The sequence below is a fragment of the Candidatus Edwardsbacteria bacterium RifOxyA12_full_54_48 genome, assembly GCA_001777915.1.
In the GTDB taxonomy this organism is placed as follows: Bacteria; Edwardsbacteria; AC1; order AC1; family EtOH8; genus UBA2226.
On sequence record MFFN01000004.1, the window covers coordinates 227,632 to 247,481 of the forward strand.

Annotated in this window: 16 protein-coding genes; 12 read left to right on the plus strand and 4 right to left on the minus strand. The window is 56.2% G+C overall.

Features of this window, described 5'->3' with window-relative positions:
- Window positions 1-397 precede the first annotated feature (397 nt).
- From A2273_02655 to A2273_02665, 3 genes are all read left to right on the plus strand, one after another.
- Window positions 398-1,447 (plus strand): type IV pili twitching motility protein PilT, encoded by a 1,050-nt coding sequence (locus tag A2273_02655; protein ID OGF07389.1) that lies wholly within the window; start codon window positions 398-400, stop codon window positions 1,445-1,447.
- Between the two features lies 1 nt (window position 1,448).
- Window positions 1,449-2,534, plus strand: coding sequence for a type IV pili twitching motility protein PilT (locus A2273_02660; protein ID OGF07390.1), 1,086 nt, complete (start codon window positions 1,449-1,451; stop codon window positions 2,532-2,534).
- Window positions 2,535-2,608: 74 nt separating this feature from the next.
- Window positions 2,609-3,793 carry a hypothetical protein gene (locus A2273_02665; protein ID OGF07391.1) on the plus strand — a complete coding sequence of 395 codons (1,185 nt, stop codon included), beginning with the start codon at window positions 2,609-2,611 and terminating at the stop codon, window positions 3,791-3,793.
- 32 nt (window positions 3,794-3,825) lie between these two features.
- On the opposite strand, the gene A2273_02670 is transcribed toward A2273_02665, so the two are convergent.
- Entirely contained in the window at window positions 3,826-4,557 is a 732-nt protein-coding gene (locus A2273_02670; GenBank protein OGF07392.1) for a hypothetical protein, read from the minus strand.
- A 147-nt stretch (window positions 4,558-4,704) separates the two neighbouring features.
- On the opposite strand from A2273_02670, the gene A2273_02675 reads away from it, so the two are divergent.
- The 4 genes from A2273_02675 (at window position 4,705) to A2273_02690 (ending at window position 8,337) form a co-directional block, all read left to right on the plus strand.
- A complete protein-coding gene (locus A2273_02675; GenBank protein OGF07393.1) occupies window positions 4,705-6,879 on the plus strand; it encodes an RNA-binding transcriptional accessory protein in 2,175 nt (724 codons plus the stop codon).
- A gap of 62 nt (window positions 6,880-6,941) precedes the next feature.
- Entirely contained in the window at window positions 6,942-7,361 is a 420-nt protein-coding gene (locus tag A2273_02680) for a secondary thiamine-phosphate synthase enzyme (GenBank protein OGF07394.1), read from the plus strand.
- Window positions 7,362-7,808, plus strand: a complete 447-nt coding sequence (locus A2273_02685; protein ID OGF07395.1) for a hypothetical protein — start codon at window positions 7,362-7,364, stop codon at window positions 7,806-7,808.
- Window positions 7,801-8,337 (plus strand): hypothetical protein, encoded by a 537-nt coding sequence (locus A2273_02690; GenBank protein OGF07396.1) that lies wholly within the window; start codon window positions 7,801-7,803, stop codon window positions 8,335-8,337. The genes A2273_02685 and A2273_02690 overlap by 8 nt, the downstream gene beginning before the upstream one ends.
- 117 nt (window positions 8,338-8,454) lie before the next feature.
- On the opposite strand, the gene A2273_02695 is transcribed toward A2273_02690, so the two are convergent.
- Window positions 8,455-9,174: a hypothetical protein gene (locus tag A2273_02695; GenBank protein OGF07397.1), complete on the minus strand. Its 720-nt coding sequence runs from the start codon at window positions 9,172-9,174 to the stop codon at window positions 8,455-8,457.
- 155 nt (window positions 9,175-9,329) lie between these two features.
- Between A2273_02695 and A2273_02700 the strand changes: the two genes are divergently transcribed.
- Together A2273_02700 and A2273_02705 are read left to right on the plus strand one after the other, a co-directional pair.
- The gene (locus A2273_02700) at window positions 9,330-12,791 is read left to right on the plus strand and encodes a hypothetical protein (GenBank protein ID OGF07398.1); all 3,462 of its coding nucleotides are present in this window, start codon (window positions 9,330-9,332) and stop codon (window positions 12,789-12,791) included.
- A complete protein-coding gene (locus A2273_02705) occupies window positions 12,781-14,427 on the plus strand; it encodes a formate--tetrahydrofolate ligase (GenBank protein ID OGF07399.1) in 1,647 nt (548 codons plus the stop codon). The genes A2273_02700 and A2273_02705 overlap by 11 nt, the downstream gene beginning before the upstream one ends.
- A 57-nt stretch (window positions 14,428-14,484) precedes the next feature.
- Here the strand turns inward: A2273_02705 and A2273_02710 are convergent, their stop codons facing one another.
- Entirely contained in the window at window positions 14,485-15,861 is a 1,377-nt protein-coding gene (locus tag A2273_02710) for a hypothetical protein (protein ID OGF07400.1), read from the minus strand.
- A 71-nt stretch (window positions 15,862-15,932) separates the two neighbouring features.
- Entirely contained in the window at window positions 15,933-16,709 is a 777-nt protein-coding gene (locus A2273_02715) for an inositol monophosphatase (protein OGF07401.1), read from the minus strand.
- A 313-nt stretch (window positions 16,710-17,022) separates the two neighbouring features.
- Between A2273_02715 and A2273_02720 the strand changes: the two genes are divergently transcribed.
- From A2273_02720 to A2273_02730, 3 genes are read left to right on the plus strand one after another with little or no spacing between them, the layout of a single operon-like run.
- Entirely contained in the window at window positions 17,023-17,802 is a 780-nt protein-coding gene (locus A2273_02720) for a hypothetical protein (protein ID OGF07402.1), read from the plus strand.
- A complete protein-coding gene (locus A2273_02725) occupies window positions 17,792-18,169 on the plus strand; it encodes a hypothetical protein (protein ID OGF07403.1) in 378 nt (125 codons plus the stop codon). The genes A2273_02720 and A2273_02725 overlap by 11 nt, the downstream gene beginning before the upstream one ends.
- Window positions 18,166-19,575 (plus strand): hypothetical protein, encoded by a 1,410-nt coding sequence (locus A2273_02730; protein OGF07404.1) that lies wholly within the window; start codon window positions 18,166-18,168, stop codon window positions 19,573-19,575. Before A2273_02725 ends, A2273_02730 begins: the two co-directional genes overlap by 4 nt.
- Window positions 19,576-19,850 lie beyond the last annotated feature (275 nt).

Here is a 19,850-nt window from a genome sequence, read left to right on the forward strand (position 1 = left end):
GGGCTGTTGTTCATCGCATCAGGGCACCATGGTGTCCACGGTGGAAAACACTGAACTTCTGGGGGTTCTGCGCCGGCAGTTTTAATGACAGTCCCGCGACGGCGCATCCGCCGCCGAATGATTCAAATGGCCGGGCTGCTGGCGGAGATTCCCTCCACCGGCACCATGTAAGCCCTATAATATGACAGAAGCCCGCCGCCAGCTTTACCGGAACCCATGACTTCAGGGGGGCACCACACCAAAAGAAAAAAGCCGGGCGGTAGCCCGCCGTCCCCTCGATAAAGCCGTTCATCGAGTCGGAAAAATCATATCGAGATGAACGGCCACTCGGGTATCGGCGGGATAATCAAGTAACGATATTTTATTTATGGAAGCACCGAATCCACAATTACCGCAGATGGATCAGCTCATGGAGGAGCTGGTATTACGGGAGGCCTCCGACCTGCATATCCGGGTCGGGGAGCCGCCTATTTATCGCATCGGCGGAAGGCTGGTGCGCAGTGAATTCCCGGTGCTGGGCGAGAACGACACCCGGACCCTGCTGTTCAGCATCATGAATGTCGAGCAGCAGAAAAGATTCGACCAGGAGCTGGAACTGGATTTCGCCTTCGGCCTGCCCGGGGTGGCCCGCTTCCGGGTGAACTCCTTCCGCCAGCGGGGCTACGCCGGCGCGGTGATGCGGGTGATCCCGCTGAAGATAAAGACCATCGAGGAGTGGGGCCTGCCGGTCATCATGAAGGACCTGGCCCTGATGCCCCGCGGCCTGGTGCTGGTTACCGGCCCCACCGGATCGGGCAAATCCACCAGTCTGGCCGCCATGGTGGAGCACATCAACCAGCGGCGCCAGGCCCATATCATCACCCTGGAGGACCCCATCGAGTTCCTGTACAAGGACAGCCAGTCGGTGATCGAACAGCGGGAGGTGGGGTCCGACACCCCCAGCTTCGCCTCCGGCCTGAGCCACGTGATGCGCCAGAATCCCGACGTGATCCTGGTGGGCGAGATGCGCAACTACGAGACCATGTCGCTGTCCATCGCCGCGGCCGAGACCGGCCACCTGGTGCTGGCCACTCTCCACACCACCGACGCCGCCCAGACGGTGGACCGCATCATCAACACCTATCCCCCGGAGTCCCAGGCCCAGGCCCGGGTCCAGCTGGCCACCGTGCTTCAGGCGGTGATATCCCAGGCCCTGCTTCCGGCGGTGGGCAAGAGCAAGCTGGCCGGGGCTTTCGAGATCATGCTCTGCACCCCGGCGGTCCGCAGCGTCATCCGCGACGGCAAGACCCCCCAGATATATTCCCTGATCCAGACCGGCGCCAAGTTCGGCATGCAGAGCCTGGACCAGGCCCTCAAGGATCTGGTGCGCAGCGGCACCGTCACGCTGGACGACGCCCTGGCCAAGTCGTCCAACCCCCAGGAACTGGAACAGTCGATAGGCAGGTGATATGCAGCTTCCCGAACTTTTATATATGATATACCAGAAGGGCGCCTCCGACCTGATTTTGAAGGTGGGGAACAAGCCCATGATGCGGCTGCAGGGAAGCCTGGTGCCGCTGGAGCTCCCCCCCCTCAATCCCGAGGACACCAAGCGTTTTGCGGTGGAGATCATGACCAAGGAGCAGCTGGAGCGTTTCCGCCGGGACAAGGAGCTGGACCTCTCCTGCTCCATCGCCAGCCTCTGCCGTTTCAGGGCCTCGGCCTTCATTCAGCGCGGGGAGTTCGGCCTGGTGTTCCGGCTGATCCCCAACAATATCCCCACCATGGATGAACTGGGCCTGCCCATCATCTCCAAGAACCTGGCCATGCGCCCCCGGGGCCTGGTGCTGGTGACCGGGCCGGCCGGCTGCGGGAAATCCACCACCATCGCCTCGATGATCAATACCCGCAACGCCAACCAGGAATGCCATATCATCACCGTCGAGGATCCCATAGAATTCGTCTATCAGGATGTCAAGGCCGAGATCAACCAACGGGAGGTGGGCAAGGACACCCTGTCATTCACCAACGCCCTTAAGAGCGTGCTGCGCCAGGATCCCGACGTGATCGTGGTGGGGGAGATGCGGGATCTGGAGACCATCTCCCTGGCCATCACCGCGGCCGAGACCGGACACCTGGTGCTCTCCACCCTGCACACCACCGACGCCATGCAGACCATCGACCGGATAGTGGACGTCTTCCCGCCCCACCAGCAGACCCAGGTCCGGATGCAGCTTTCGGGCAACCTGCTGGGCATCATCTCCCAGGTGCTGCTGAAGCGGGCCGACGGCAACGGGCGGGTGATGGCCTACGAGATCATGATGGTCAACAGCGCCATCCGGAACCTGATCCGGGAGGCCAAGACCTCCCAGATACCATCGGCCATCCAGATGGGCATGAAGCAGGGGATGACCACCCTCAACCATTCCCTGGCCGACCTGGTGCGGCGCAAGATCGTCACTCCGGAAGAGGCCTTCAGCCACACCGATAACCAGGAAGACCTGAAAGCCATCCTGGCCCGGCCGGGGCCGGCGGCGCCGGCCCCCGCAAAGTAACAATAAGAACGCATCCATATTTTCGCAAGGCTGGTGAAGTTATCAGCCTTGCGTTTTGGCTTAAAGGGTAGGAAATGAAAGCTTCCCGCTACAACCACATCGTCTGGCGCCGCAACCTGCCGCAGCTGCTGTACAATTCCTGGCACCACCGGTTTTTGGAATTGGACAACTCCCAGTCGGCGGTCTACGGAGGGCTGTCTCTGCCCCTGACCTATAACCTGATCAACCAGAAGGATCCGTCGGTAGCCAAACTGATGGCCGGGCTGGCCAAAATGGAATTCCTGATAGATGATAACCGCGACGAGCTGAAACAGATCGAGCTGCTGAGCCAGCTGCACCGTTTCGACCGCAGCCGGCTGGAGCTGTGGATATGCCCCACCACCCGCTGCGACCAGAACTGCCCCGGCTGTCCCCATCAGGACAGCCGTTCCGACCTGTCGGCCTTAGGCCTGGAGAAGATATTCCGGCTGATCTCCGGGCGGACGCCGGGCCTGAAGCAGCTGGGCATCAACTGGTGGGGCGGCCAGCCGGCCCTGGCCTGGAAGATGGTGCTGGAGTTCGATAAAAAACTGGACTTGCTGGCGCGGCAATTTGGCTTCGAATATTCCTACCGCACCATCGGCAGCGGCGGCGGCCCGGCCAATCGATTGACCGCCCTTTCCCGGGAGAACGAATTATATCTGAATATCGAATCGGTCGATCTTGACAACCTGCCTGCAGCCCCGACTGTTCTGCTGGGGGACATCGCCGGCATCTCAAAAAGAAAGGATCAACTTCCCCGGGGATCACGGATCAGATTCATAAAAAATATCCCCGGGGGGGAACTCTGCCGGAATGTCAACCAATTGTGCCACAGCGCGCCAAATCTGGAGGACGAGGAGGTGGGGGAGATCAACCGCCTGCTGGAAGCCGGCTTCACGGTTGAGAACCTGCCCCGCCCAAAACTGGTGTCCTGCCAGGCAACCGACCCCCAAAGCTTCATAATCGACGCCGCCGGGAACAGCTATAAATGCTGGGAGGATCTAGGCGTTCCGGAGAAAATGCTGGCGGAGAATACCGATGATCCGCTGGCCCCCCAGAATTTCCGCTGGCTGGACTGGGACCCTTACCACGAGGCCCACTGCCGGCTGTGTAATATACTGCCCTGGTGCCTGGGCGGCTGCCGGGCCAGGCCGCCGGATGCCGACTGCAGCCAGTGGCACTATGCCCTTAGAGAGATGCTGTCCCTGGCCGCGGCGGCCAATCAGAAGGGGGCCTGAAAATTTTCAGGCCCCCTTCTTTCATCCCCCGGTCATTTCCCCTTGTCCATCAAAGCCAGGTAGGTCTTCACCCGGATGTTATTGGGATCGATCTCCAGGCACTTATCCCACTGCTGGCGGGCCAGCTCCTTCTGGTCGTCCTTCAGATAGGCCACCCCCAGCAGGATCATGGCCTCGATGTAATTGGGGTTGGAGGACAGGATGATCTCTATCTCGTCTATGGTCTTGTGAAAATTGTTCAGGCTCAGATAGCTCTTGGCCAGCCGGAGCCGGATGTCGGGGTAATGGGGATTGATGCTCAGGGCCTTGCCGAATTCCTCCACCGCCTCGTAATGATAACCGATATCGCTGTAGGTGATCCCCAGCTTGGTGTGGGTCTCGGCCAGCCGGTTGCGGATGCTGAGGGTCAGCCCGTCCTTGATATCCTCGGCCTCCGAGGCCTTGTTGAAGTATTTGACCGCCTCCTCATAGCGCCCCAGTTCGTTCAGGCTGATGGCCAGGTTCAGGTAGGCCTCCACATAGCGGGGATTGAGCTCGATGGCGGCATGAAAGGACTTGACCGCCTCCTCGAACTGTCCGTTGAAATGGTAGGACATTCCCAGCTGGTTGTGGAGGTCCGGAAACTTGGGCGAAAGTTTTATCGCCCGCTTCAATTCCTGGCTGGCCTCTCCATAGCGGCCCTTGGAGAAGAGTTCCAGGCCTGACTTGTAGTGTTGTTCGGTTTCGAATTCCATTTTCACCTCTTCGGGATGGTTTATCGTCAAAGGCTCCGGATGCAGATAATGTCATAAATGTAACCCAAAAACCTGAAATTATCAAGAAGTATTTTCAATCGCTGATGTTTTCCTTGGTGAAATCGGCGCCAAAATGGATTATAATCATAAGATGGCAAATATAATACGAAAGGCGCTATGCTTAACGAACTTCAGATAACCCGGGTTATTACCAGCGAACTGGGGCTTCAGGTTTTCCAGGTAAGCAACACCCTGGAACTATTTAACCAGGGGGCCACCGTCCCCTTCATCGCCCGCTACCGCAAGGAAAGGACCGGGCTGCTGGACGAGGTCCAGATCCGCAATATCCGAGACCGCTTCGATTACATCAAGGAACTGGAGGAGCGCCGGGACGCCATCCTCAAAAGCATCGAAGAGCAGGGCAAGCTCAGCGAAGGGCTAAAAGCCAAGATCGAGGCCTGCCTGGTAAAACAGGAGCTGGAGGATCTTTACCTGCCCTACAAGCCCAAACGGAAGACCAAGGGCATGGCGGCCAAGGAAAAAGGACTGGAGCCGCTGGCCGTGGAGCTGTGGCTGCAGGGAGAAAGCATCGTCCCGGAAAAACTGGCCCAAAAGTATATCAATCCCGAATTGGGCATCAGCAATATAAAGGAAGCTCTGGAGGGAGCCAAATATATCATCTCCGAGCTGATAGCCGACGATGCCGAGGTCCGCAAATTCATCCGGGAGATCACCCTGGCCAGGGGCATCCTGACCTCGCGGGTAAAAGAGGACTTCCGAGAGCAGAAGACCAAATTCAACCAATACTATGATTTCAAGGAGCCGCTTAAAAGCATCCCCTCCCACCGCTTTCTGGCCATCATCCGCGGCGAGAACGAGGAGGTGCTGACGGCAGGCCTGGAGGCCCCGGCCGTTGAGATAGATGAATATCTGCTGAAAAAGTTCCTGCGGAATGGCTCCTATGCCCAGGCGGTCTTTTTGACCGAGGTCATCGGCTTCGCCTACCGGGTCTATTTGAGCAGTTCGATTGAAGTGGAACTGCGTTCGGAGATCAAGGAGAAATCGGACATCGAGGCCATAAAAGTGTTCGCCGAGAACCTGCGGAATCTTCTGCTGGCCCCGCCGGCCGGCTCCAGGGCCATAATGGGAATAGACCCCGGACTGCGCACCGGATGTAAGATAGCGGTGTTGGATGATACCGGGAAATTTTTAGAATACGCCACCGTCTTTCCCCATGGCTCCGCCCGCCAAAGACAGGAAGCGGGAGCAACGCTGGCCGCCCTGGCCCAAAAGTATAAGATGGAACTGGCGGCCATCGGCAACGGCACCGCCTCCCGCGAGACCGATGCCTTCGTTCGGGAGATGATCCAAGGGAACCAGGAGGTCAAGCTCCAGCCGGTGGTGGTCAGCGAGTCCGGAGCCTCGGTATATTCGGCCTCGGATCTCGCCCGGGAGGAATTTCCCGACCTGGATGTCTCGGTGCGGGGAGCCATCTCCATCGCCAGAAGATTGCAGGACCCGCTGGCCGAGCTGGTGAAGATCGATCCCAAATCCATCGGGGTGGGGCAGTACCAGCACGACGTCAACCAGCCCAAGCTCAGGCAGGCCCTGCACGAAACGGTGGAGTCCTGCGTCAACTTCGTTGGCGTGGACCTGAACACCGCCTCATATTCCCTGCTGGCATACGTCTCCGGCCTGAGCCAGGCCATGGCCAAGAACATCGTCAAATACCGGGATGATAACGGCGCCTTCAAGAACCGCAAAACGCTGCTGAAGGTGCCCCGGCTGGGGCCAAAAGCTTTCGAGCAGGCGGCCGGCTTTCTGCGCATCAGAGGCGGCGCCGATCCTCTGGACAACTCGGCGGTTCATCCCGAAAGCTATTCCATAGTCAAACAGATGGCCCAGGATATCAAGGTCAAAGTGGACCAGTTGGTGGGCAATGCCTTATTTGCGGAAAAAATTGATTTGAAGAAATACATGACCGATACGGTCGGCCTGCCCACTTTGACCGACATCCTGTCGGAGCTCAAGAAACCGGGCCGCGACCCCCGCCAAAAGTTCGAACTGGCCAACTTTATGGATGGCGTCACCGCGATCAGCCACCTGAAGCCCGGTATGATGCTGGAGGGCGTGGTCACCAATGTGGCCAATTTCGGAGCCTTTATTGATATCGGCGTGCACCAGGACGGCCTGGTGCACATCTCCCAGCTGGCCAACAAATATGTCCGGGACCCCAAGGAGGTGGTCAAGGTGGGCCAGAAGGTCAAGGTCAAGGTGCTGGAGGTGGAACTGGAGCGCAAGCGCATCGCCCTTTCCATGAAAGAGGGAAACCAGGATAACCCTGCCCACTAAATACACCAAAATAACAGATTTATGTTTTCGTGTGTTTCGTGGGTATAAAAAGGAGTTTGTTTATGCTATCATACCGGAAAGAGCTTTGGTTCAACGTCCCCTCCCGCCGGGGGTTTGTCAACATCACCGGGCAGGTGGAGGAATGCCTAAAGGAAAGCGGGATCAAGGAGGGCCTGTGCCTGGTCAATGCCATGCACATCACCGCCAGTGTTTTTATAAATGATGACGAGGGCGGCCTGCACCAGGACTATGAGAGTTGGCTGGAGACCCTGGCCCCCCATGAGCCGACCTCCCGGTATCTGCATAATCGGACCGGCGAGGACAACGGCGACGCCCATCTCAAAAGGCAGGTCATGGGCCGGGAGGTAACGGTGGCCGTCACCAAGGGCCAGCTGGATTTCGGCCCCTGGGAGCAGATATTTTACGGCGAGTTTGATGGAAGAAGAAGCAAAAGAGTGCTGGTAAAAATAATTGGAGAATAAATGAAATTCTATGTTGCTGCATATGTCCGTGAAAAAAGACGTGTGAAAGATATCTGCCGGTCATTGGAGTTATTGGGGCATAAAATAACCGTTGATTGGACAAAGGACGAAGCACCCAAACTGAAAGACCGTTCCATATTTTCCAAAGACGTCAGGCGCGTCGCCGTACGTGACATGAAGGGCGTGCTGGATTGTGATATATTTATCATTTTGTCCGATCCGGTCCATGGACGAGCTAAATACGTGGAATTAGGTGCCGCTATCGCCTCCTTTGAAAAAAACAGGCGTCCTTTGATATATGCTTTGGGCAAGACATCCGACCAGACGGTTTTTTATTATCATCCAGTCGTAAAAAGAGTGAAAACCCTTGATGATATAATTTGTAACATCAGACAAAGCAAAGAAAAAACAAGGTCAACAAAACAAAGCGAGGTAAGTCATGAGTAGATTCGAATTGGCCATATCCCTCTGTCTTTTCATTGCGGCAGCAGGATTATATGCCCAAAAGCGGGAATTACCGCGCCTGCAGGCCGTCCCCAAGGTTGATCTCAACCGCTACCTGGGCACCTGGTACGAGATCGCCACCATCCCCCAGCGTTTTCAGAAGGGCTGCACCGCCGTCTCGGCCACCTACACCCTGCGCCCGGACGGCAAGATCAGCGTGCTCAACGAATGCTGCAAGGATTCCCTCAACGGGAGATACAAGGCCGCCAAGGGCAAGGCCTGGGTGACAGACACGCTGACCAATGCCAAACTCAAGGTCCAATTCTTCTGGCCCTTCTCCGGAGCCTACTGGATAATCGAACTGGACAGCAACTACCAATATGCGGTGGTGGGCCATCCCAACCGGAATTACCTGTGGATACTGTCCCGCAGCCGGAAAATGGCCGATGTCCTGTACAACGACCTGATGGAGAGGATAAAGAACCACGGCTACCAACTGGCAGGGATCGTCAAAACACCCCAGCCGGAGTGAGAGAACATTAAAAAAAGAGCAGACATGATCGCCTGCTCTTTTTTTATTTTACCAGGGACCTCCGGTCACCCTGAGAATTGCCGCCGGCTTGTCAAATCGAATGGGTGGCAGGCTCTCCTATTCCCTATGCACCCGGCCCACTCCGCTCACATTCTTTGTCACCACCTTGGGGCTTCCCTGATAACCGACATCACCGCTGCCGGCAATGTTGACGGTCAATTCCTGGCTGGCATTCACCCGGCAGTCGCCGGCCCCGCTGATCCTTACGGAAGCCTTCCGGCTGGCCAGATCACTGGCGGAGATATCTCCCGCACCGTCTATTGAGATATCAAAATTTTCGGCAGTCCCTTTAAGCTTTATATCCCCGGCTCCATTGATTGTTGCGGCAACATCCCCGGCCTCCAGCTCCAGTTCGACATCCCCCGCCCCGTTAACCATCAAACTGAAATTCCCGGTTTTGATCCGGTTCTGGCCAGCCACATCGGCCGCTCCGTTGATGCACAGCTCCTTCAGCTCCGGCAGGGTGAGGTGGATCTTGCGGGCTTTGCTTTTGAATAGGCCTATTCGTATCCGGGGCTTTCTGTCGGACACCACCAGCAGGCCGTCCTTAACTTCAGTCAGGATGTTTTCCAGCACCTCCGGCTCGGCCTCTATCCGCAGGCTGTATTCCTTGTCCTGGGTTATGTACAGGTCATAAGCGCCGTTAACCTGTATCTTATCAAAGCCGGAGACATCCCTGCTCTGGCTGATAGTCTGGCCGGCATGGGCCATGGCCGAAATCAATGCCAGACAGACGACGATCAGCCCGGCGGCCGGCTTGAAATTTAACCCCTTCATTTTACGCTCCTTATAAATATTTATGGGTTGATATCCGTTAGATATTACGAGATACACCTTTTTAAGTTTCATTTTGTTGAGCAACCTCTTATTTGACTTTGAACAAAATCAAATAATAAATTGAAAAAAACCGGACAAAGTGCTATCATAATCGCATGATTGCAAAGGATCTCCCCATATTCGAATTTCACATCTCCCGCCGTTGCCGCAAAAGATACGGCTTCGAGGAGGCCATCTACGGCCTGCACGGCAATGTGATACTGGATGATTTCCCGGCGATACAGCGCCTGGCCGACCGGATGAACCTGGTCCGGGATGCCGCCAATAACCCCCACCTGGCGGTCAAGGCCGCCGAGATAAACATCATCGCCCTGATCGAGGAGATCCTTCATCTGGTGACCGCCGGTTACCGGCGGCAGTTCAATCCCAAAATATTCGAATCGGCCTTGAAAAATCTTTCTGCCGTCCTGGATCCGGCCCAAACGGAAAAATGCCTTGAAAATTTCACCGCCTCCTTTCCTCCCCTTAAGGTCATGGACAACCAGCTGACCTCCGCCGAATATCTTAGGGGCAGCAGCGATGGTTATCCCCACCGGGCGGTGGCCCTGGAGGAACTGCTGTTCCTGTTCCTGGCCAACGACAATCCCGCCTACCGCCATTATTCCGAGCTGTTCGATGACGCCCCCCTGCGCCAAAGCACCAGATACCTGGACGGCATATCCGGGCTGAGGGATTATTTCAAGACCCAGCCCAAATTCGGGCCGCATGATCTGGATCTGTTCGAACTGCTGAAAGCTCCGGCCCAGGCCAGTCCTTACTCGCTGGCCGGACAACTGGAATACATCAAGAAGTATTGGGGTAAAATCCTCCCGGCCGAAATATTCGAAAAAATTTCCGCCCGGATCATCCGGGCCCTGGATGTATTGAAGGAAGCCGAAAGGTTCCGGGGATTCGCCCCCGGGATGGAGCCGTTGCCGGATTATAAAAGGATGTTCGCCGGGCCGGACGGTTCGCCCGATTACGAGCCGGAGAAATACTCGCCCGACCTGGACTGGATGCCCAACCTGGTAATGATGGCCAAGAACACCTACGTCTGGCTGGATCAGCTGTCCAAAAAATATCGGTCTGATATCCGGCACCTGGACCAGGTGCCGGACCAGGAACTGCAACTGCTGTCCGAAAGCGGCTTCACCGGGCTGTGGCTGATAGGGGTCTGGGAGCGCAGCCCGGCCTCCCAGAGGATCAAACAGATCTGCGGAAACCCCGAGGCGGTCTCCTCGGCCTATTCCCTGTATGATTACCGGATATCGGAAGACCTGGGCGGCGACGGCGCCTATTATAATTTAAAGGACCGGGCCATGAGGCACGGCATCCGGATGGCGGTGGACATGGTGCCCAACCATACCGGTATTTTCTCCAAATGGATGGTGGAGCATCCCGAATGGTTCGTCCAGCTGGAAACATCGCCCTATCCCGCCTACTCCTTCAACGGGCCGGACCTCTCCGGCCATCCCGATATCGGCATCTATATCGAGGACGGCTATTACAGCAAGCGGGATGCCGCGGTGGTGTTCAAGAGGGTCGACCGACGGAGCGGCCGGGTGCGCTATATCTATCACGGCAACGACGGCACCCACATGCCCTGGAACGACACCGCCCAGCTGAATTTCCTGCTGCCCGACCTGCGGGAGGCGGTGATCGGCGAGATATTGAGGGTGGCCCGCTATTCCTCGGTGATACGTTTTGACGCCGCCATGACCCTGGCCAAGAAACACTATCAGAGATTGTGGTTCCCCCAGCCCGGCAGCGGCGGTGACATCCCCTCCCGCTCCTGGCAGGGGATGAGCAAGGAGGAATTCGACCGGGCCTTTCCGGCCGAGTTCTGGCGGGAGGTGGTGGAAAGGGTGGCCAAAGAAGCCCCCGATACCCTGCTGCTGGCCGAGGCTTTCTGGCTGATGGAGGGGTATTTCGTGCGCACCCTGGGCATGCACCGGGTCTATAACAGCGCCTTCATGAACATGCTCAAGCGGGAGGAGAACGCCAACTACGGTACGGTGATACGGAATCTGCTGGAGTTCGATCCCCAGATCCTCAAGCGCTTCGTCAATTTCATGAACAATCCCGACGAGGAGCCGGCCGCGGCCCAGTTCGGCAAGGGCGACAAGTATTTCGGGGTCTGCGCCATGATGTCCACCCTGCCGGGCCTGCCCATGTTCGGCCACGGCCAGATCGAGGGCTATGCCGAGAAATACGGCATGGAATACCGCCGGGCCTACTGGGACGAGAGCCCGGACCGGGACCTGATGGACCGCCACCGCCGCCAGATATTCCCCCTGCTGAAAAAGCGCTACCTCTTCAGCCAGGTGGACAATTTCGTGCTTTACGATGTGGCCTCCTCCGGCGGGCATGCCCAGCACGATGTCTTCGCTTATTCCAACTCATCCGGCGGAGAGCAGGCCCTGGTCATCTATAACAACCGCTACCAGAGGTCGGAGGGCTGGGTGAACTGGTCGGTTCCCTATAAAAGATCCGATGCCCCTGACCTGGCCCGGACCAAGCTGGCCGAAAAGTTCGGCCTGGCCGGCGATGGCTGGATGGTCTTCCGCGACTTGCTGTCGGGGCTGGAATATATCCGCCCGGCCAGGCAGGTCTGGGACAGCGGGCTTTATGTGCAATTGAACGGATTCGAGTGCCACGTCTTCACAAATTTTTATCACCAGAACGACCCGGACGGGGAATACGCCAGACTGGCCGCCAGCCTCAAAGGCCAGGGGATGCCCAGCATCGAACGAGCCCTGTGGGAGCAGCGGATGGAGGGGTTGTTGGAATCGTTTGAGGCATTGCTTCTTCCCCTGCGGAGCCCGGCCGGACTGGCCCAGGCCCTGGAAAACGGCCCGGCCAAGCTGGACCTGGTCCGGCGGACCGGGGAGTCACTGCAAAAGCTGATCCCGGAAGCATCAAGAATTTTCGGCTTACCCGCGGCATCGCTGCCGGCCCGGGAAAATCTCATCCCGGATATTTTTGAACGTTTCCGCTGTTCAACCTTGGCTTCGAAAACAGGGGGCCGTCGGCTTTCCGCTTTGCTCGCAGCAACCGGCAAGGGCGGATTTGATATGCTGGATTGGTCCGTCTTTTACGCCTTCCTGGTCTTCCAGCATATCAATCGAATGATACCGCAGCCCCAGGCCCGGGAACTGCTGTGGAATCGCCTGGAGAATGCCCTGGAAAACGGCTGTCTGCCCGGCGGAAAGGCCTACAATATCCGCCTGCTGGTGGAGGTCCTATCGGATGGGGACTGGAGCTGGCCGATAATCTTGGAAGAAAAAGCTGCACTGAGGAGATTTTTAGAAAGGCCCAAAGTTTTTCAGTACCTGGGATGCAATTGGCATCAGAACGTTTTCTGGTTCAATAAGGAGAATTTCCTTTACTTGGTTTTCTGTCTGGCCATGGCCGGCCTGATTTTCGCGCCTGACGGCACCAAGAACATTGGCTCCCGGCGGACTTTGGTTTTGACATACCGCACGGCGTTAAAAATTATCAAGCTGGCCCGATCATCGGGATACGATTATCACCGCCTGATAGAATTATTGGAAGGAGGAACGGAAGATGCCCCCTGATCTTCTGCCCATCAAACAGGTGGCTGCCGGGTTCGGCATTGCCGAGACGGAGCTTTACCTTTACGGCCCCTTCAAGGCCAAGCTAGAGCCTTCGCTGGCCCGGCGCCTGCCGCAATGCTCGACCTGCGGCCGGCAGGTTCTGGTCACCGCCACCACCCCCACCCCGGCCGGCGAGGGCAAGACCACCACCGCCATCGGCCTGTCGATGGCGCTGAACAAGACCGGCCACAAATCCATCGTCACCCTGCGGGAGCCTTCGTTGGGTCCGGTGTTCGGCATGAAGGGCGGAGCCACCGGCGGCGGGGCCTCTCGGGTGCTGCCCAGCGACGAGATAGACCTCCATTTTACCGGAGACATCCACGCCGTCACCACCGCCAACAACCTGCTGGCGGCCATGATCGACAACCACATCCAGCACGGCAACCAGCTGGGTATTGATACCCGGCGCATCGCCTGGCGCCGGGTGATAGACATGAACGACCGGGCCTTGCGGGAGATCGTCATCGGCCTGGGAGGCCGCCAGAACGGCTTTGCCCGGGAGGACGCCTTCAACATCTCGGTGGCCTCGGAGGTGATGGCGGTGCTGTGCCTGGCGGAGGATTTTGCCGACCTGAAAGCCAGGCTGGCCCGGATGGTGGTGGGCTACACCTCCCGCAGCAAACCCGTCACCGCCGCCGACCTGCGGGCGGTGGGCTCCATGGCCCTGCTGTTGAAGGACGCCATCAAGCCCAATCTGGTGCAGACCTCGGAGGGCACCCCGGCCATCATTCATGGCGGTCCCTTTGCCAATATCGCCCACGGCACCAATTCCCTCCAGGCCATCAGGCTGGCCCAGTCCCTGGCGGAGATAACCGTTACCGAGGCCGGTTTCGCCTCGGAACTGGGCGGCGAAAAATTCATGGATTTCGTCTGCCAGGTGGGAAAATTCAATGTGGATGCGGTGGTGCTGGTGACCACCCTGAGGGCCCTGAAATATCACGGCGGTGCGGCCAAGGAGAACCTGGCCGAGAAGAACCTAGAGGCCCTGATCAAGGGGTTTGACAACCTGGACAAACATATCCAGAACATGCAGTCCTTCGGGATCCCTCTGGTGGTAGCCCTGAATTACTTCCCGGACAATGATCCCGAGGAGCTGGAGCTTACCCTGAAGCACGTCCGGTCCAAAAACGCCAAGGCGGTCATCAGCGATCCCTACAACAAGGGCAGCCAGGGATGCCTGGAGCTGGCCCGCGAGGTGGATGCCGCCTCCCGGACCGGGGCCGTGGTAAAACCGATCTACCAGACCGAATGGGCCATCGGCCGCAAGATTGAGACCATCGCCACCAGGATGTACGGCGCCGCCCGGATCAATTATACCCGGCAGGCCCGCAAGGATATCGATCTTTTGAACAAACTGGGATATGGCAGCCTGCACGTGATAATCGCCAAGACCCCCTCCTCTCTGTCCGACGATCCCAGGGCCATCGGCCGGCCGTTGAATTTCGACGTGGACGTGGACCGGGTCTTTCTGTCGGCCGGCGCCGGTTTCGTGGTGGCGGTCTGCGGCGAGATCATGCTGATGCCCGGCCTGCCGGCCGAACCGGCCGCCCAGAGCATCGATATAGACCAGGATGGGAATATAACCGGATTATTTTAACCAATGCGGCTAAACAAAGAGGGCCACCCTTTGGGTGGCCCTCTTTATCTTTTGCTATCAGATCCCGAAATGCGGCCCGACGGCGAAGATCCATCCGGAGTGGTCGGCCGGGGGAGTGCTGAACACCTCTTTTTCGGTATGGGTCTTCCACTCGCCCATCCGGCTGTAGAGGTAACCGGCCTGGGCCTGCAGCCAGACGATGCCGAAAAGTCTTAGCTTGCCCCTGACCAGAGGCATTCCCATAAAGCCTTCCGATTTCAATGCCAGCTCCCTTTCCGAGTCCAGCAGAACGGTCTGCTCCCAACCTAGGTCGGAGCTGGCGCTTCGGGCCAGGTTGATCTCGGCATCGACCCCGCCCAGCAGGGCCCCCAGGCTGATGTCGGCCCTCCGGCCCCTCAGCAGCACATACTCCAGGGTCACCCCGCCCAGGCTGTATTTATAATCGTAGTATCTCTGGGTATCGCTTAGGGAAGACCTGGCTTTCAGATCCTGTCCCCAGCCGGCATAGCCGATCCGGAAGCGGTTGAACTGCATATATCCCTGGCCGCCCCAGCAGTAGCTCTCCTGGCGAAGCTCGGGAAATCCCGCCGGCGACACATACGGCTGCAAACGTCCCGCCGAGCGGTCCGGCCAGAAGGCAAGCGGCCCGCCGCCCATCTCAAAATGAAAATCCTTTTGGTATCCGAGCCGTTGGTGTCTCCAGTTCAAAATATCATCGTCCGGCCAATCATTTATCAGTATCTGCTTCGCATTGATGCTTATATTCCCGATGCCGGTGGAAAGTTGGAACACGCCCTCACCCGATCCTATCGAAATATCTGCCCGGCGGCCATATCCCCGATCGTCCCTGCCGGATATTTTGCCCAGCCCGGTCTGGGCGTCAATCCGAACGCCAGCACTGTCAGGCAGTTCCAAATTGATATTACCCACTCCGGTGGTCAGCCGGCATTGGCCGGGCATTGATGCTTTTTGCTGCCACCGACCCTGGATGTTTCCGGCCCCGGTCTCGGCATCCAGCTTGCCGCTTAAGTTTCTGGCGTAGATGTCACCAGCCCCGATATCTATCAGCACCCCTCCGGAGATATCGTAGGCCGCCACATCGCCCGCCCCGCTGGAGATATCGGCCGCGGCCCAGCTCGGCAGGCCGATGGTCAGGTCCAGCCTTTTGCGGTTCCAGTTCTGATGCTTATCGGTAAAGATCCTGACGGTATTGCCGGATCTCTCCACCTCCGGCAGGATGTCGCCCTGGGCATTGATGGTGATCGCCCCGCCATGGTTGCCGGTGATCTGGATATTTCCCGCCTTGATGTCGATCTTCAGCACATCCCCGGGGGCGAATTCCATCTCCCGTTGCAGTTCCAGGGCCCGGGCCGGGAAATATACCATCAGTGCCGATAAAATGCCGCCCGCCAGGAATTTGAGATTATAAAACATGGTTCCTCCTTGATTCCTTTTGCAAAACTACGAAGCATAGGACAATTTGTTTCGCTAATGTAGAATTATTTTTATCTGTTCTCCAAGACCTTGAGCATCTGCTTATGTATCTTCCCGTTGGAGGCCAGGCACTCCGGGTAATAGAGGCTGTAGCGGCCCCCGGTAAAGTCGGTGATCCTCCCTCCGGCCTCGGTGATCATCAGAGAGGCGGCCGCCGCGTCCCAGGGCTTGAGTTTTATCTCCCAGAACCCGTCGAACCGCCCGCAGGCCAGGTAGGCCAGGTCGATGGCCGCCGAGCCGGGCCGCCGCACCGCCTGGGCCCGCTTGATGAACTTTTGGAAATTTGCCAGGTTATTCTCCGGGCTGGTGTGGACATCGTAGGGAAATCCGGTGGCTAAAAGACTTTTTACCAGCTCCTTTTCCGCCGAGACTTTTATCCGCTTACCGTTCAAAAATGCTCCCCGCCCCTTGGCCGCGGTGAACATTTCGTTCAGATTGGGATTATAGACGGCCCCCGCTTTCACCTGACCCTTTTCTTCGAAAGCGATGGATACGCACCATACCGGAAATCCGTGGGCGTAATTGGTGGTGCCGTCCAGCGGGTCAATTATCCAACGCCGTTTGGAAGAGGTTCTCTGGTCCCGGCTTTCCTCGGTCATGATGTCATCGCCGGGAAAAGCTTTTCTAATAATGGAGATGATCAGGGCCTCGGAGGCCCGGTCGGCCCCGGTGACCAGGTCGATGGGGCTTTTGTACTTCACCGATAGTTTTCCCCGGGACATCTTCATCAGCAGGGCTCCGGCCTGCATCGCCGCCGCCACGGCGGTTTGTAATTCTTTTTCATACATGGGTATTATTACTCCAACAACTATATGCAGCAATAAGTCATTCCTGCGAAGGCAGGAATCCAGGCCCGGATGCCATTCGGAATTTATCTCTCAATTGATGTGGGAATGGCATGACAATATGGTCTAGTGATCTATTTAGCGCCTAACTAATAGTATAATCCAAAGGCTTTAGGATTTCAAATAAAATCATACGACCTCACCCCACCCCTCTCCAAAGGCATTTGGAGAGGGGGTTTACAAAAATATTGATTGACTTTGAAAACCCCATCGCTTATTCTTATGAAAATTCATTTTAAAACGAATGCTTGACACAATGATCTCCTGGCATACCTATCTAATGGTCCTGCCGCTGGTGTTCTTCGCCGGGCTGGTCGATTCCATCGCCGGAGGCGGCGGCCTGATCTCGCTTCCGGCTTATATGGCCGCCGGCCTGCCGCCCCATTTCGTTCTGGGCAACAACAAGTTCTCCTCAAGTTTCGGCACGTTGGTGGCCACCCTGCGCTATTACCACGGAGGATTGATAGATCTGAAGGTGGCCCTCTTAAGCGCCGGCTTCGCCCTGGCCGGCTCATTTCTGGGCACCCGGGCGGTTTTGCTGATCGACCCCGGTTTCTTGCGGTATGTGCTGATCGTGCTGGTCCCGGTGGTCACCATCTTCACTTGGCTGAACAAGGATCTGGGCGTCCATAATAATTCGCATCAGACCGAGGCAAAGACCAAATTCATTCTGGCGGCCCTGGCCTCTACCGTGATCGGCTTTTATGACGGTTTCTTCGGGCCGGGCACCGGGGCCTTTTTGATTCTCTTTTATACTTTGATGCTCAAGTACGATTTCGTCACCGCCAATGCCAACACCAAGGTGGTCAACCTGGCCTCCAATGTGGCCGCGGTGATAACCTTCATGGCCCACGGCAAGGTGCTCTACGCCCTGGGCATCCCGGCGGCGGCCTGCGGCATCGCCGGTAACCTGCTGGGCGCCAGAATGGTGATGACCAAAGGGGCCCGGATCATCCGGCCGATATTCATCTTGGTTCTGCTGTTGCTGTTGGCCAAGATCGTTTATGACATGATCGCGGGGCAATATCATGGATAGCGCAGAGTTCAACAAACTGGTGGAGCAGGCGGTGGACGACCTGCCGCAGGACTTCCAGGACAAGCTGGAGAATATTGCCATCACGGTGGAGAACTATCCCTCCCCGGCGGTGCTGAGATCGCTGGAGGAACGGACCGGGAAACATTCCCTGCTGGGGGTGTATATCGGCATTCCCTACAACAAGCGCCCGGCCTATCATATTTCGGGCAAACTGCCGGACCGGATAGAACTGTACCAGAAGAACATCGAGTCCATCTGCCGCACACCGCAGGAGATAGTGGAGCAGATCAAGGAGACCATCATCCACGAGGTGGGGCACTATTTCGGCCTGAGCGAAGATGACCTGGAAAGATTACAGGACCTATGAATAAAATTATTTATGTAATGATAATTTGGGCATCTCTTACGGCCAGCACCCATGCTGGCGATTACAAATGTTCCGTTGTTGGTAATGCCAGTGGCTATGGCTTGGTAATCGCCAAGGGCCGTAATGATGGTATAAACAGATTATATGCAACGGGGGGGGTCCCAGCAGAATTTACCTGGAATGGAAGTGGTTGGAACAGAGTATTGTTTTCAAGCACTATTGCAAGTGCATACTCTATTGCTGCGGGCGACGGGAGGAATGATGGGGTTATTAGGATTTACACTGGCGGTGGTAGCAGCAGGTTACGTGAATGGAGCTTTAACGGTAGTACTTGGGATAGCATATTGATAGATGACCGTACTGGTTCTGATATAAGAAGCGTTTGTTTAGGGGATATAAAAAACGATGATTCCATAAGAGTAGTTGCCGGTGGTAATGACAGCACGACCATAGCTTATACCTACCAAAATGGGAGTGGAACTTGGAAAAAGGACACCGTGGGTATTAAAAGGGGTATAGTTCAGGACATTGTTATTGGAAACGGCCGCAACGATGATACAAACAGGGTATACTCTAGCGGAGATATTTTTTGGGTTGAATATACCTATAGAAGCAAATGGGACACAACCTACCACTCACAAATGATTCCTACAACGGGATCTTTATTGTCGCCAGTAAAAAATGATGGCTTAATTCAATTATATATATCTGAGGACGGAGGGATAAGAGATCTCCTGTGGTCAGGCGCACAATGGTTAAATGTTGATTCTGCTGCTTATGGTAGATATCCGTTTTCGGGTGATGGCCGCAATGACGGCAAACAAAGGTTATATGGTTTGAGTAGCAGTATGGTGGTAAATGATTCGATTTACAGCGATATCCGCGTTTTGGAATGGAGTTATGTTGACAGTATTTGGGTGAAAAATGTATTGGATACCATTGCCTTAAATTACGGTGTCAATTTTGACATGGCAGCCGGAGTAGTGGGCGATGCCCGGAATGATGGCAAAAATCGGGTATATGCTTTAAGCGAACTTGGTGTGATATATGAATGGGAGTGGGATGATTCGTTGAACGGTGTAGCGGCGGAGCCAGTTACAAGTGATAGAGTTTTCAGTTTACAGTTAAACCAAAATTATCCTAATCCCTTTAATCAGTCTACAGTTATCAGTTATCAGGCAACAGTGGACGGGCCGGTAAAACTTGCGGTTTACAACATCGCCGGGCAATTGGTAAAAACATTAATAAATGATCCCTCTCCTAATGCTTTAGGGGAGGGTGGGGTGGGGTCAATAACCTGGGACGGCCGGGACTACCAGGGCAAACCGGTCACAAATGGGCTTTATTTCTACTGCCTGGAGGCCGGGGGAACCCGCCGGACAAAGAAAATGATCCTGCTGAAATGACAGATATTGTTTGTTGCCGCCGCACTGCCCTCGCAGTGCGGTTTTTTGTTAACAAAAAATATTTTTACTTTTTATGTAACATATCCCCCCGATCCTGCGTAGTCTCCCATGAACCAAGAAAAATACTAAATTTCCAAATAAAAGGAGACGGCCATGAAAGGGATAGTTGATATCAAGAGCGTAGATTGGGGCGGGTTGATCCCCATCGGCACACTGATTGCCCTGTTTGTAATATCCATAATTTAATGATACCCAACCCCATAAACTACCTCCAG

What these genes read in the sequence shown, in the direction of transcription:
- A2273_02655 (OGF07389.1), top strand. Translation starts at nt 398, where the DNA reads ATGGATCAGCTCATGGAGGAGCTGGTATTACGGGAGGCCTCCGACCTG.
- A2273_02660 (OGF07390.1), top strand. Translation starts at nt 1,449, where the DNA reads ATGCAGCTTCCCGAACTTTTATATATGATATACCAGAAGGGCGCCTCC.
- A2273_02665 (OGF07391.1), top strand. Translation starts at nt 2,609, where the DNA reads ATGAAAGCTTCCCGCTACAACCACATCGTCTGGCGCCGCAACCTGCCG.
- A2273_02675 (OGF07393.1), top strand. Translation starts at nt 4,705, where the DNA reads ATGCTTAACGAACTTCAGATAACCCGGGTTATTACCAGCGAACTGGGG.
- A2273_02680 (OGF07394.1), top strand. Translation starts at nt 6,942, where the DNA reads ATGCTATCATACCGGAAAGAGCTTTGGTTCAACGTCCCCTCCCGCCGG.
- A2273_02685 (OGF07395.1), top strand. Translation starts at nt 7,362, where the DNA reads ATGAAATTCTATGTTGCTGCATATGTCCGTGAAAAAAGACGTGTGAAA.
- A2273_02690 (OGF07396.1), top strand. Translation starts at nt 7,801, where the DNA reads ATGAGTAGATTCGAATTGGCCATATCCCTCTGTCTTTTCATTGCGGCA.
- A2273_02695 (OGF07397.1), bottom strand. Translation starts at nt 9,174, where the DNA reads ATGAAGGGGTTAAATTTCAAGCCGGCCGCCGGGCTGATCGTCGTCTGT.
- A2273_02700 (OGF07398.1), top strand. Translation starts at nt 9,330, where the DNA reads ATGATTGCAAAGGATCTCCCCATATTCGAATTTCACATCTCCCGCCGT.
- A2273_02705 (OGF07399.1), top strand. Translation starts at nt 12,781, where the DNA reads ATGCCCCCTGATCTTCTGCCCATCAAACAGGTGGCTGCCGGGTTCGGC.
- A2273_02710 (OGF07400.1), bottom strand. Translation starts at nt 15,861, where the DNA reads ATGTTTTATAATCTCAAATTCCTGGCGGGCGGCATTTTATCGGCACTG.
- A2273_02715 (OGF07401.1), bottom strand. Translation starts at nt 16,709, where the DNA reads ATGTATGAAAAAGAATTACAAACCGCCGTGGCGGCGGCGATGCAGGCC.
- A2273_02720 (OGF07402.1), top strand. Translation starts at nt 17,023, where the DNA reads ATGATCTCCTGGCATACCTATCTAATGGTCCTGCCGCTGGTGTTCTTC.
- A2273_02730 (OGF07404.1), top strand. Translation starts at nt 18,166, where the DNA reads ATGAATAAAATTATTTATGTAATGATAATTTGGGCATCTCTTACGGCC.